This window comes from Enterocloster lavalensis (genome assembly GCF_046603895.1).
Classification (GTDB): domain Bacteria; phylum Bacillota; class Clostridia; order Lachnospirales; family Lachnospiraceae; genus Enterocloster; species Enterocloster lavalensis.
The window spans coordinates 5,550,211-5,564,200 of sequence record NZ_CP176637.1; the positions used below are offsets into that span (position 1 = coordinate 5,550,211).

A 13,990-nucleotide genomic window follows, 5' to 3' on the forward strand; every position below is an offset into this window, starting at 1 on the left:
GAATGTTTATGCAGGCAGATATCAGATGGCTGGACGACCCGCAGGTATTTGCGGTAAACCGGCTCCCGGCTCACTCGGACCATCGGTTTTACGGCTCAATGGAGGATTGCCGCCGGAAAACATGCGGACTGACCCAGTCCCTGAACGGAACCTGGCGCTTTCAGTGGTCGAAAAGCGCCGGGACCTGTCCGGCGGAATTTTACCGGGAGGACTTTGATACCACGGGTTTTGAGTCCATCCAGGTTCCGGGGCATATGGAGTTGGCCGGTTACGACCGGATTCACTACATCAATACCATGTACCCCTGGGAGGGCCACCTTTACCGGCGGCCCGCCTGGTCCCTGCCGGGAGCCGGAGGGGAGGCCATGGAGGGGCAGTTTTCCAAAGCGGAGTACAACCCGGTGGGTTCCTACATCCGGGAGTTTGAGCTGGATGAGGGCCTGAAGGGAAAGCGGGTCTGCATTTCCTTTGAAGGCGTGGAGCAGGCTCTCTTCCTGTGGCTCAACGGACAGTTCGTCGGTTATGCGGAGGACAGCTTCACCCCATCGGACTTTGACCTAACCCCCTATATCCGGGACGGGAAAAATGTGCTGGCCGCCCAGGTGCACAAGCGCTCCACCGCGGCCTACCTGGAGGACCAGGACTTTTTCCGGTTCTCCGGCATTTTCCGGGATGTGACATTGTACGCCAAGCCGGAGGTCCATGTGGAGGACATGTGGGCCAGGGCGGAGGTGGTGGAGGACTGCCGGAGGGGTTCATTTTCCCTGGACCTGCGTCTTTCCCGGGGAAATGATTCCGGCCCGGATTCGGAGAACGGCGAATACCCTGGTTATTCAGTCCGCTGGTCGCTCTTTGACGGGGACGGCCGGGCGGTGGCGCGGGACGAGGCCCCTGCGGCGGGCAGCCTCCGGTTCGGCCCTGTGGCGGTGGAGGACGTGCGTCTGTGGGACCACCACAACCCGCGCCTGTACCACCTGGAAATCACGGTGCTGGGGCCGGACGGCTCCGAGGTGGAGGCGGTGCCCTACGACGTGGGTTTCCGGCGCATCGAGATCCGGGATCAGGTGATCCGCCTCAACGGCAAGCGTCTGATCATCAACGGCGTGAACCGGCATGAGTGGAACGCCAGGACCGGCCGGGTCATCGGCATGGAGGACATGATCCGGGACATGGAGATTTTGAAGGCCAACCACATCAACAGCGTGCGCACCTGCCATTACCCGGATCAGATTCCCTGGTATTACATGTGCGATACCTGCGGAATCTACCTGATGGCGGAGACAAACCTGGAATCCCACGGCTCCTGGCAGAAAATGGGAGCGGTGGAGCCCAGCTGGAACGTGCCGGGCAGCCTGCCCCAGTGGCGGGAGGCGGTGATGGACCGGGCTAGGTCCAACTTCGAGGTCTTTAAGAATCACACGTCCGTATTGTTCTGGTCCCTGGGAAATGAGTCCTACGCGGGGGATAACCTTCTGGCAATGCAGCGGTTTTTCAAGGAGGCCGATCCGGGAAGGCCGGTGCACTACGAGGGCGTTTTCCACAACCGGGCCTATGAGGACGGGATTTCCGACATGGAGAGCCAGATGTACGCCCCGCCTGAGCGGATGGAGGCCTACCTGAGAAACCGGCCGAAAAAGCCCTTTATTCTCTGCGAGTACATGCACGACATGGGTAATTCTCTGGGTGGCTTCAAGTCCTACATGGACCTGCTGGACCGTTACGAGATGTACCAGGGCGGCTATATCTGGGATTTTATCGATCAGGCGCTGTTTGTGAAGGATGAGGTTACCGGGCGGGAGGTGCTGCGCTACGGCGGCGACTTTGACGACCGGCCCTCGGACTATGAGTTTTCCGGAAATGGGATCGTGTTTGCGGACCGGACTCCCAAGCCCGCGATGCAGGAGGTGAGGTATTATTATGGCTTGTACGACTGAACATGGGCCAAAAACGATGCGGGTGGTCTACGGGGATGTGACCCTGGGACTTCACGGCGAGGGTTTTGACTATATTTTTTCCCACAGCGCGGGCGGCCCGGTGTCCATGGTACTGGACGGCCGGGAATGGCTGTACCGCGCGCCCAGGCCCACCTTCTGGCGGGCCACCACGGACAATGACAGAGGAAACGGCTTTTCTTTTACATCTGCCATGTGGATGGGGGCCGATCTCTTTGTGGAGACAGTGGAAACACGGGTATTTGCGGATGGACGGCGGGAGACGGCGGTGATTGCGCCGGATAACAACCGGCATCGTGGGGATGTGCCCGCCTGCGAGGTGCGGGTGGAATACACCTACCGGACGTCCACTGTGCCAAGGACCACGGTGGACGTGGGTTACACTGTGAGCGCGGACGGCGCGGTGCGGGTGGACGTTCTCTACCATGGGGCCAAAGGGCTGCCGGAGCTGCCGGTGTTCGGACTGCGCTTTATCATGCCAACGGCGGCGGAAGGTTACGCCTACCAGGGGCTTTCCGGGGAAACCTACCCGGACCGCATGGCCGGTGGCGTGAGAGGATACTATGAGGTGAAGGGGCTTCCGGTGACGCCCTACCTGGTTCCCCAGGACTGCGGCGTGCATATGGAGACGGAAGCCCTGACCGTGACCCGGAGGACGGTGCTGGCAAACGAGAGGGCGGGACAAAAGCCGTCTGTGACGGACGGAGAACATGGCAGCGGGAGGTTTTCCATGAAATTTTCTATGGTGGACCGGCCATTTGCATTTTCCTGCCTGCCCTACACGGCGCTGGAGCTGGAGAGCGCCACCCATCAGGAGGAGCTGCCCCCGGCCAGACGGACGGTGGTGTGCATCCTGGGCGCGGTGCGCGGCGTGGGAGGAATCGACAGCTGGGGAAGCGATGTGGAGAAGGACTATCACATCAACGGGGAAATGGATATTGCATTTGCGTTTCGTTTGGAGCGGGCGTAGAAGATGCGGGAGAACAGGGCCGGCGGAGAGATCTGCCGGCCCTGGTTTTGTGGTTGGGGAGAGAATCGTTAGCCCCGGCTCTGAGGCGGCGGCGGGAATCACCGATCCCGGCCATGACGCCGCGACTTCCCCGGAATCCGCCCCCAAAGCGACTGTGAAACTTAAAGAAAACGTAAGAAACGCCGGACACGAATACGCTATACTAGAAGAAAACGGACCGGCTTGTCCGGCAGAAATCAGGAGGGAAATGCTATGTTGATTGTGACCACAGAGAGCGTAAACGGCGGCAGATTCGAGCAGCTGGGGCTGGTGCGGGGTTCCAGCATCATGACGGTGCACGCGGGGAAGGACATCATGAACAGTTTTAAGACGCTGGTGGGAGGAGAGCTGACCTCCTACAACGAGATGATGGAGAACGCCCGGGGCCTGGCCACCCAGCGCATGATCGAGCAGGCTCAGTCCATGGGCGCGGACGCCATTGTGGCGGCGCGCTACAACAGCAGCTCCGTGGCCCAGGGCGCGGCAGAGGTGATGGCTTACGGCACCGCGGTGCGGTTTGTATAGGAGGGGAAAAGAGATGAAAACTATTGGCCTGATCGGAGGAATGAGCTGGGAGAGCACGGTGACCTACTACCAGCTGATCAATGAGGCGGTGAAGAAGAGTCTGGGCGGGCTGCACTCGGCAAAAATTCTGCTCTACAGCGTGGATTTTCAGGAGATCGAGGAGTGCCAGACCCGGGGCGACTGGGAGAAGAGCGCCCGGATTCTGGGGGACGCGGCCAAGGGGCTGGAGGGCGCGGGGGCGGATTGTATTGTAATCTGCACCAATACCATGCACAAGGTGGCGCCTCAGATTGGGGAACGGGTCTCCATTCCGATTCTGCATATCGCGGAGGCCACGGCGGAGGCGTTGATCGACAGTGGAATCACTCGGGTGCTCCTGCTGGGCACGCGCTACACCATGCAGCAGGATTTTTATAAGGAAAAGCTGGTGGAGCGGGGCATCGAGGTGATGGTTCCCGGGGACGAGGACATGGAAATTGTGAACCGGATCATTTTCGGGGAGCTGTGCCTGGGGGTGATCTCGGAGGAGTCCAGGAAGGAATATCTGCGGATTATTGAGGAACAGAAGGGACGGGGCGCGCAGGGCGTGATCCTGGGATGTACGGAGATCGGGCTTCTGATCAGCCAGGCGGACACGGAGCTGCCGGTGTTTGATACGACGCAGATTCATGCGGGGCGGGCGGCGGAGTGGGCGGTAACGGAGTAGAACGGGAGAGTCTATGGTGCTAAAAAAGCAGTGGGAATATAAGATAAAAGGTCTCAGGCAGGCGATCGTCTCGGCGGATGGCGTTTTGATGGACGGCCAGCTGTATTTTGCACTGTGTTACCGCAAAGGATCATTTTTTGAAAGCCGGTTGATCTGCTTCAATATCAAAGAACGGGAACCGGAGGTTCTGTTTGAGAGGCCCCATGTGATCCGCAGCATGGGGGATGCCCTGGCGGGGAAATTTTATTTTAACGCGTTTAGCGGCATGATGTATTGCATTGACGGGGCGGATGGCAGGGTGATCTGGGAAACGGGCCTGGGAGACGGAAATCCGGACTGGCATATATGCGTGGACGGCGGCAGATTGTACGCCTATAACCGCGCGATGTACTGTCTGGATCGGGAGACAGGGGAAATTCTCTGGCGCAGCGGACAAAGGTCCGAACACGCCAACTGTCATATTTTGATCCGCGGGGACCGTCTTTACCACGGAGTCAGCTGCGGTCCGGTGTACTGCATGGAGAAGAGCACCGGAAACATGATCTGGCAGTATGGGGAAAAGCAGTATGTGAGGTCCTGCGCCCTTCTCGACGACCGCACGCTGATGGCCTGCACCGCAGGCGGCAGTATTCTGATTCTGGATGCGGCGGACGGAGGCCTTCTCTCGGAGGTGAAAACCGGCGGCGCCCTCTATATGGAGCCGTTGATCCATGAGGGCGTTGTTTACCTGGGAAATGACGACGGGGATATGATTTGCTGGGAGATCGGAGCGGACAGGGGACTTGTGGAGCGCTTCCGATATCAGGCGGACGGAAAGGTCAGTACACCGGCCGTACTTGACGGTGAAGCGCTGTGGTTTGGGACGGAGGACGGGTATCTCTATTGTCTGGATGCTGGGAGAGGGCAAGAGAGGATGAAAAAGAAGAAGGTCTCCGCTACGCCGCGATGTATGTTCCTTTATGGGGAGGAACTGGTGGTTTTGAGCGATAAGGGGCAGGTGGAGTGTTTTAGTAAGTAGTGGGGTGATGTTAGATGCGTATCCCGGAAAATAGGGCGGTTGGCTGTAAAGTCGACTGCCCTATTAATAATGAAACTCGTTCATGTGTTTAGGGAGTCAGACCCAGACAAATTCCACCGGTATCCGCATTTCACGGTAATACTGTTCAAATGAATCATTGTGGGAGATCAGAATCAGGGCGATGCCGTGATGGAGGCAATATTGTGCTACCCGTTCCGTAAGAACGGACACTAGCTCTGGGTCCAGAGCGCTTGTGGGCTCGTCCAGCATCAGAATGTCCGGCTCTCTGAGCAACACCCGGGCCAGTCCGATACGTTGTCTCTGGCCGCCGGAGATATTTTCGCCATTCTGCGTGATCTGGAAGTCCAGGCCCTTGGAGGCTACAAATTCTTCCAGGCAGGCAGTGTGGAGAACTTTTTCCAGCGCCTGGGGGTCGTAGACTTCCCCCAGGGTGATATTTTCCAGAACCGTGTCCTGGAAAATGCAGGGCTGCTGCTGGGCTTGCAGCACATGCTGATAGTAGAGCCTGGGAGGTATGGTTTCTACCGGAATGCCGTTGTATTCCATGGATACAGGCTGTTCCTGGGTGCTGTAAAAGCGGGAGATCAGATTGAATAAGCTGGTTTTTCCCTTCCCGCTCTCGCCCTTGACGATGACCGGTTTTCCCTTTCTTACCACGAAATCAACGTGTCTGAGAATGGTTTTGCCGTCCTGAAAGGCATAAGAGTCCGAGTGGAAGGAAAAGGATTCCATAGACTCCAGCGTCTTTGTAGCGTAATCGGTGGGGCTGGCCTGCAAAACCGGCAGTATTTTACTCTGCATGGCCAGTGCCTGCCTGCGCAGGTTCAGAAAATCTGGGATCGTCAATACTGGCTCTTGCAGGTTTTCCGCAAGGGCAAAGACGGCGATCATGCTGCCGATGGTATATTGTTGCTGTAGTATCAAAATTACGCCGATCAGAATGCTCAGTACGGGCAGAGCGGTAGTCAGCACCGCATAGATGGATGTGAAAACGGAATAATATTGAGAGATGCCCCTGCTGTGCCGGCAGGTGTTGCGGTCGATAAAATCCACCAGCTGGTCCCGGAAAAAGGGCTCCTTTTTTAATTGCTTGATATCCCTGATTCCGTTCAAATAGTCGATGATTTTGCGGTTCATTTCCGTATTGGATACCTGCAGGTCATAGGTTTTGGCGCTGATAATTTTGCTGATATACTGAGTGATACAAAAGCAGAGCAGAATTGCCAGGAAAATGACTGCGGCAATGAGAACACTGTACCGCAGCATAATCACAAAGGCAAATACCATCGTCACCACGTTGCCGGTCACTGTGATAATGCCTATGCTTTTCCAGTCGGAAATGAACTTGCTGTCGTCTTTGACCATGCTCAGCACAGCGGAAGACACGTATTTTTCGTGGAACGCGCAATCTTTTTCCAGAGCCAGGCCGAACAGACTTTTGATCAGAGTGTAATGGCTGTTATATTGAAGATTTCGGAAAAAATACTGAAATACACAGTTGATCAGGAAAAACAAGAGAATCAGTAGCGCGCAGAGCTTGAGATACCGCTGCGTACCGGCGGGATTGTCCGGGGAAATGCTGTCGATGGTCCTCTGCACTTGGATGAGCAGAGTGAATTTGGCGGAGATCATAGCCAGGAAGAGAAGCTCTGTGAGCAGCTGCATCTTTTTAAGCGGTTTGAAGATTTCGTTGATCTTGGGATGGAAATGCGAGTTGTTTTGATTTGGCATGGCCTGTCCTCCTGAATTCAATTCCATTTATTATAACACATAAACTGAGTTTGAGATAAATTTTAAAAGAATATAAAAAAATGAATGAATTCTGATGCCTTCTTTAAGCAGGCAAGATTTAATTTATGTATTTTCTGATATTTCCGTGCTGGCATATTAGTCAGTCAGCATATAGAGAGGATCAGTGCCAACCAGACAAAAATTTAGAGTCATATATAGGGCTGCTGGGGCTATCTTTTAAAAGTCATGTTAATCAATTTTGTCTTGGTAGAAGGAAAAACAAAAGGGCCAGCCGGTTATCGCGAGATGTCGTGATAACCGGTTGACCCTTTTTGCTTTAAACATTAAATAATAAATTTCAATTCACCGGTAATGAATACCGTTCTTATATTATATAAAAGAATACAAAATTAGTCAAATTAAAAACATTAAATAATAAGAACATATTTACAAAATTATATATCTGTGGTACTATACAGATAACGAAACATAAGGAAGGAGGAAATTCAAATGCTCAACAAACGATACGAGTGGGCTTTTGAGGTCGCAGGCCCTGCGGCCTGCTACGCACGTCCAGATGCGGGCTCGTCCCCCATCAGCTCCCCAGTCCCCCCTCGCTCAGCGATCATAGGTATGATGACCTGCGTCGCCTTCAGCCGAGAAGCATATTTCTGGCCAGAGCGCATAGAACTGTGCACTCCCCCAGTGTACCACAGGTACACGCAAAACTATAACGGACCACTCCGCAAGTCCCAGGCGCCATTTCAAATCATGGCGACCGTACTGATCAACGTGGATTACAAGATATACGGCACCGTGAAGGGATATGCCCCGCCCACCGCATTACATAATCCGATGCATCAACTCAGGGACGTGTTCATGCGCCGGTTGAAGAGCGGCCTTTTCTATCGGACTCCGTCGCTGGGCCTTTCAGAATTCATCCCCTCCTACTTTGGGCCCCTGCGGGACGACACGCAGGTGGACCGGACCATCAATTTGGAGATACCATCGCTGCTGGACACGATGTTCGACCGGCCCACATACGGACAGCTGTCTCCAACATTCATGCAGAATGTGAAAATAGTGGAGGGGGTGCTGCATTTTGCTGAATGAATTGTATCAACTCTCAAATCTGCTGGGGAGACAGGGATTACTGCCTCATGCGAGCACCCACCGCGATGTGCACAAGATGGCCAAATGCGAATGCCTCTGCATTTATTTGGACCGGGATGGAAAACCGTCCATCAATGATTTATTTGGCAAAGAGCAGACATCCAGGCTATGGCTGCACAGCCATGGAAATCATGACCGTTTTCCCGCGATTAAAGTGCAGAAACCGCTTCTGCCGGAACATATTTCCGCCTCATTTGATGAAGCAGCCTGGAAGAAAGCGGACTGTGAGAAAAAGCGGCAAATGCTGTTGGAGCTGGATTACACGGCCGGCAATCCCAAGAGCGACGATATCCAAGTAAAGCCATGGACGCTAGAGCAGATGAGGCCGGTTCTGGAAGACCGGGATGATATCTGCCTGGAAAGCGTGCGCCGCCTCTTGAACCGCTTTCCGAGGAAGGGAAATGTGCCGGAGTTTTATGATAATTTCCGCCGGGCTATTTACGACAATCTTTGGAGAGAAGAGCGCTTTATTGACTTCTTCAAAAAACTCCTGGTGGGAAGCTTTGACTCAAAGAAACGTCAATACACCTCGCTCTGCGCCTGCTATTTTGATATAGAAGATGACGAGCTGGACTATAAGGTGGCAGATCCCGATACGGGAAATGCGCTGGTTCAGCTGCTGCTGAAAGCGCAGGGAACCCCGGAAGAGACTGCGGAGGCGTCCGGGAAAATGATGGGAATATCCGCGCTTTCCGGGACGAGGATGGCGCTGGTCCGGGATAAATATCCCAACCCGGCGTTTCAGGTGATCGGACCCTCTTATCTGTACTCCAACAATACAGGAGCATACCCTTGTCTTTCCCGCTATAATCTGGAGAGAACGGGGGCTTTTCCCGCAGGGGAAGAGCAGGTGCGTAGAATGAATGACGCCCTGGGGTTCTTGATGAAGGAAGAGCGCAGAGGAAAGACCTGGACCAGCTTCTGGGGAACTTCGTCAAAGACACCGCTGCTGCTGTTGGCCTGGTTGGAGAGTGATCCCAGCGGAGAAATAGACCTGGCGGATGCATTTGCGAACAACGGGGGAAGCAGTGTGTATGAAGATACATGCAAAAAGGTATTGGACATGCTGCGGAACAAATTAAGTGCGAATCGGAAGGACCCAGTCCATTTACAGCTGTTTGAAACCCTGGACAAAGGGCGCAAGCAGATCGTCTACAGCCGCACTATGACAGTCGAACAGGTCTATGAAAATGTAGCGGGGTGGATGAAGGCGGCTGAAAACATCCCATCCGTAAAATTTAATGTGAAATGGAAAAATAAGGATGGAAAACAGGTTCATTTTGTCCGCCCATGGTGCCCGGGGCCGGGTGCGATCAGCAGTGTATTGAGGACGCAGTACCGGACACAAAACAGCGGCAACATTGGACGAATGCAGGACAGAAGATCTTGTACGATAACCGAGGAGGAGGTATACCGCCTGTTTCTTCCCGATACCTACGGAGGCCGAAGAGATGCGAAATTGATTGAGACCTGTATGAAGGAAACGCTGCGGACCAGCGGAGAACTTCTGCTGGATGCGTTCCGGTTTCAAAGAGTCGCCTCCAAGGGACACCCATTCACGAAGGAAATGCTGTGGAGGGCCTGCGTTGCCCTGGAATTGTTGGGAATTCTCCTTTACAAGAAGGGGATCAGAAAGGAGGACTATATGAAAAGCAAAATGTTCCTTTTGGGGAGGCTGATGGGACTTGCAGACTGCCTCCACAGAAATTACTGTATCATAGAGCGCAATAAAGAAACGCTTAAGACGCATACAAAACCGATTCCGGGACAGTTGATGGGCAGCGCGGTTTATCAGACAGCGCTGCAAAGGCCCAAGGAAGCTTTGAAAATGCTATTCGGGAAAATGCAGATTTATATCAACTGGGCCTCGGCAAATCCAGACAGCCAGAGCGGATGGATTATCAAAAAGATATCGGAGACATTTAAAGAGATTGAGGTGGACGGCATTTCCCTGCCCGAAAGACCGACTCTCGATGAGCAGGTGGAGCTGATTGTCGGATATGGAAGCGAACTTTCATTTCCCAGAGAAACATATTATAAAAATACTGTGGACCAAGAAAAAAGTCAGGAGGAGGAAGCATGATGGAGAGAGAACTGCACAGAGGAACTGGTTTACTTTGGATTGAAACGATCAACTCGAACCCCAATGGAAATCCCGATCAGGACAGCGAACCGAGGCAGCGCAGTGATGAGCGTGGGGAAATTTCCCCGGTGTCTTTCAAACACAAAGTCCGGGAACTGGTTGCGTACAAAGAGGGGCCGATCTGGAAGGAAATCAGCGCTGAATTGGGGATCGAGCCGTCGGAGATGGGGCACTATGACATTCTTGAGCAAAAAGAGACCAAGCGGTCAGAGGTAAAAAGGCTCTCTTCACAGGAGTTTCTGGACCGTTACTGGGACGCCCGTGTGTTTGGTTCTACATTTTTGGAGGGAAAGATAAAGGATGAGGCCATTGCAGCTGATAATCCGCAGGCTGGGACATTCATCCATACCGGCGTGGTGCAGTTTGGGCTGGGACTTTCGCTTTCCCCCATTGAAGTCGAGCGTCTCACCACAACGAAGGTTTTGCCGGCAGAGGAGGGGAAGGGAAAGGGTATGGCGCCTCTGGCATTCCGCGTCGTGCCCTATGGGCTGTATCTCATGCCATTTTTTGTAAATGCAACCATGGCGGGAAAGACGCAGTGCACATATAGGGATATTCAGCTGCTGCTGCGCATGATCCCTTATGCCTATGAGGCCACCGCTTCCTACATCAGACCTCAGGTCAACATCCGCCACGCTTATTATGTGGAACACGCAAAGGCCAGGGGATGTTACAATGACTTTAAGATTATTGAGGCGCTGACACCTGATCTGCTGATACCGGCGGATGCGGTCGCCCGTAGTATCAAAGACTACGATGTGGAGGCGGTGGAACAGCGGATTGCGCGGTTGAATCAGGAAATGAAAGGAAAAGCGGGGCCGGTCATTGATCTGATGGAGGTATAGGGTGAAATATCTTGCTCACAGTAAGGCATACTGCGGTTATGATCAGTCATATGGAGAACACATTTGGGGTGTGTATCAATGGGTGCAGCATACTTTGTCAAAATGGAAGGCATTTTTGCCGGAAGATATCTACCGCCGGGTGGAGAGATGGCTGCTGTTGACGCTGAAATTCCATGATCTGGGAAAACTTGAGGATCAGAATCAGGCCCGTTTACACGATGAAACTTATTGCGGAAGGCTTCCATATCCTCATCAGTATGCCGGAACAAGGTATTTGTATCATATTTATGGGGATATGTTTGGAGCGATGCTGATTTACGGACATCATCGCCCGGGGCTGCCGAATTGGGGAGCGGAGAGAATAAACAGCACGCCGTTTTGCAGCGCATTCACGAAAAATGAGGAAGAGCGGACAGCGCTTCAAACATATACGGACAATATCATCGACAAGCTCCTGAGCGCACACCTTGAGGCAACGGGGAGAGACGCGGTGGAATTTGAAAAAATGAAAGACCGCCCCGCCTCTTCCCAGGAGGTAAGAATGATGCTTTCCTGCCTGGTAAATGCCGATTGGAACGATACCGCCGGGAAAGGCTTTAACCCCGACGAAACTCTGCCGCAATGGGAGACTTTTTTGAAGCGGCTGGACAGCTATGTGGCCAGACTTCAGAATAAAGTGAGTTCGGAGGAAAATGAAGACAGACGGATATTAAATGATCTGCGTACAGAATTCTATCAGGAGTGCCGAGCACATTTTCCTGTAGATCAGAGGGCGGCGGTCTACAACGGTGACGCCTGCGTGGGTACAGGAAAGACAACTGCATTTCTCGCTTTGGCGCTCCGGCTGGCGGAAAAGAATCAGCTGAGACATGTTTTTCTTATTTCACCCATGATCGCGCTCCTCGAACATGTGGAACAGGTTGTCAGGAAGGCAGTTGCTCCCGATGAGCAACAGGGGAACGAAACGGTGTCGGTTGTCCACTCCAGAGCGGAATACCATACTCCGCAGCTTCGTGAGCTGGCAAATTCATGGGAGACGCCGTTTATTCTGACCACGGCAGTGGCCTTTTACGAGACATTGGCGGCCAATGAACCGGCGCATCTGAAAAAGCTTCATGAATTGCCGGGCTCGGTGATCATCTTAGATGAATTTCACGCCTCGGCTCCCGCGGAATGCCTCCCGGTTATTTGGAAATGGCTGGGGGAACTGTGTAGGGATTGGGGATGCTCTGTGATCCTATCCTCCGGCACGATGGTTCATTTTTGGGAAAATGAACGGTTTAAAAGGTTATTTGGAAAGAATGAACCATTTCCCATTCCAAAGCCCATTTTATCGGAAGAATTGCAAAGAAAAATGGAGGAGATGGACCGGAAACGGGTTCAAAAACGGCTCTCGCCCGAGGATTTAGAACAATGCCGGTTTTCCAAAATTGGCGACTTGTTGGATTTTGCGTTGGCCCATGAAGGGCCAAGGGTGATTTTGGCGGAGACAAGAGAGGCGGCGGCAAGAATTGCGTTTGAATTGAAGCAGCGCGGCAAACAAGTCTCTCATTTATCCAATGCGTTTACGCCCGAGGATTGCGAAAGGAAATTGCAGGAGATCGAAGCAGTGCTCGGGCGGTCTGAAGCGGATGCGGAAAAAAATGACTGGACTATGGTCGCAACGACTTATGCGGCAATGGGGCTTGATCTTTCATTCAGGAATGGATTCTGCCAGGTTTTATCATGCGATATTTATTTGCAGCTGCTTGGAAGGATCAGCCGTAACCAGGAGTATCCAGATGTCGGCTTATGGGCATTTGAGCTGTTTGATTCCAAACTGCCGGAAAATAGAGGGATAGGAGCCGGCAAGGGTGTCTGGCGGGAAATCATCCGCAATAAATACGGCGACACCCCGGTCTGGAGTCTGCCGCCGTCCCAATTAGCGTCTTATGCATTCCGAGAAGAATCAAAGCGAAGGCCCGGGCTGGCAGAACGGCAACGATTTTTTCTGGAAAAGGAAGGTGCGTTTGAGTTCAGTACCATGGCACAGGATTTCAAGATAATTTCAAATGAATCTCAGGCGCTGGCTGTCGTTGACCCGAAGCTGGTAAGGGCAATACGGGCTGGGGCGTACTGTGACAGGGCAGAGCTTCAGAGAAAGAGCGTATCACTTTATAAGAGTCAGGTTACGCATCTGGAATTGTCACCGATTGTAAATGGTGAAGACTTATATGTGTTCCCGCCAGGGCAGTATGATGCGGAACTTTTAGGGTGTTTTGTAAATGTTATTGGAAAAAATTAGGGCGACGCGGGAAAGATGCCGGTGCGAATGCCGAGTGAACATGAATTTGCTGGGGGATTCGCACCAGGGTAATGAACAAAATGGGGAGATGGTGTTGATTTATTGAAGGGGGTGAAGGGGAGAATTGAGAATAGGTGGGGTAGATTTGGTGAAATTATATAAAATATGGTGAAGAATTTGTGAAGTATTGCTGTGTTCAGCCGCGTGGCGGCTGTGAATTAAAATATTGACTCGGGAATCCCCTCTATCGGCTATGAGGGTGTTCAGCCGCGTGGCGGCTGTGAATTAAAATAAATCCGATATGCAGGGGTCCACAAATTATGCATGTGTTCAGCCGCGTGGCGGCTGTGAATTAAAATCGGTTGGCCCGGGTGGGAGGGAAAATCTATGAGGGTGTTCAGCCGCGTGGCGGCTGTGAATTAAAATGACGAGGCGTGGAGAAGCGGAAACACTGGAACTAGGTGTTCAGCCGCGTGGCGGCTGTGAATTAAAATAGTCAAAGACCGTATTTTCCAGCAAGCCATAACACGTGTTCAGCCGCGTGGCGGCTGTGAATTAAAATGCAACTATGAAGGCTGAGGGT

Annotated in this window: 10 protein-coding genes and 1 CRISPR repeat array (1 of these 11 cut by a window edge); of the genes, 9 read left to right on the forward strand and 1 reads right to left on the reverse strand. The window is 52.9% G+C overall.

Annotated elements, in window-relative coordinates:
• Positions 1-8 precede the first annotated feature (8 nt).
• From ACK2JC_RS24915 to ACK2JC_RS24935, 5 genes are all read left to right on the forward strand, one after another.
• Entirely contained in the window at positions 9-1,934 is a 1,926-nt protein-coding gene (locus ACK2JC_RS24915; protein WP_368271452.1) for a glycoside hydrolase family 2 TIM barrel-domain containing protein, read from the forward strand.
• A complete protein-coding gene (locus ACK2JC_RS24920) occupies positions 1,918-2,922 on the forward strand; it encodes a beta-galactosidase small subunit (RefSeq protein ID WP_320937830.1) in 1,005 nt (334 codons plus the stop codon). The genes ACK2JC_RS24915 and ACK2JC_RS24920 overlap by 17 nt, the downstream gene beginning before the upstream one ends.
• A 252-nt stretch (positions 2,923-3,174) precedes the next feature.
• The gene (locus ACK2JC_RS24925) at positions 3,175-3,486 is read left to right on the forward strand and encodes a YbjQ family protein (protein WP_007713451.1); all 312 of its coding nucleotides are present in this window, start codon (positions 3,175-3,177) and stop codon (positions 3,484-3,486) included.
• Between the two features lie 13 nt (positions 3,487-3,499).
• Complete coding sequence (locus ACK2JC_RS24930; protein WP_320937829.1) at positions 3,500-4,192, forward strand: aspartate/glutamate racemase family protein; 693 nt, start codon at positions 3,500-3,502, stop codon at positions 4,190-4,192.
• A 13-nt stretch (positions 4,193-4,205) separates the two neighbouring features.
• Positions 4,206-5,210: a PQQ-binding-like beta-propeller repeat protein gene (locus ACK2JC_RS24935; RefSeq protein WP_320937828.1), complete on the forward strand. Its 1,005-nt coding sequence runs from the start codon at positions 4,206-4,208 to the stop codon at positions 5,208-5,210.
• A 96-nt stretch (positions 5,211-5,306) separates the two neighbouring features.
• On the opposite strand, the gene ACK2JC_RS24940 is transcribed toward ACK2JC_RS24935, so the two are convergent.
• Positions 5,307-6,962 (reverse strand): ABC transporter ATP-binding protein, encoded by a 1,656-nt coding sequence (locus ACK2JC_RS24940; protein ID WP_320937827.1) that lies wholly within the window; start codon positions 6,960-6,962, stop codon positions 5,307-5,309.
• Positions 6,963-7,472: 510 nt separating this feature from the next.
• Between ACK2JC_RS24940 and cas5 the strand changes: the two genes are divergently transcribed.
• From cas5 to ACK2JC_RS24960, 4 genes are read left to right on the forward strand one after another with little or no spacing between them, the layout of a single operon-like run.
• On the forward strand, positions 7,473-8,075 hold the full coding sequence (gene cas5, locus ACK2JC_RS24945; protein ID WP_320937826.1) for a CRISPR-associated protein Cas5: 603 nt from the start codon (positions 7,473-7,475) through the stop codon (positions 8,073-8,075).
• A complete protein-coding gene (locus tag ACK2JC_RS24950) occupies positions 8,065-10,218 on the forward strand; it encodes a hypothetical protein (protein ID WP_320937825.1) in 2,154 nt (717 codons plus the stop codon). Before cas5 ends, ACK2JC_RS24950 begins: the two co-directional genes overlap by 11 nt.
• Complete coding sequence (locus ACK2JC_RS24955) at positions 10,215-11,123, forward strand: type I CRISPR-associated protein Cas7 (RefSeq protein WP_092360994.1); 909 nt, start codon at positions 10,215-10,217, stop codon at positions 11,121-11,123. The genes ACK2JC_RS24950 and ACK2JC_RS24955 overlap by 4 nt, the downstream gene beginning before the upstream one ends.
• Before the next feature lies 1 nt (position 11,124).
• Complete coding sequence (locus tag ACK2JC_RS24960; protein WP_320937824.1) at positions 11,125-13,407, forward strand: CRISPR-associated endonuclease Cas3''; 2,283 nt, start codon at positions 11,125-11,127, stop codon at positions 13,405-13,407.
• A gap of 192 nt (positions 13,408-13,599) precedes the next feature.
• A CRISPR array of direct repeats spans positions 13,600-13,990; the repeat unit is 33 nt; unit sequence GTGTTCAGCCGCGTGGCGGCTGTGAATTAAAAT; it runs 1,923 nt beyond the window's last position.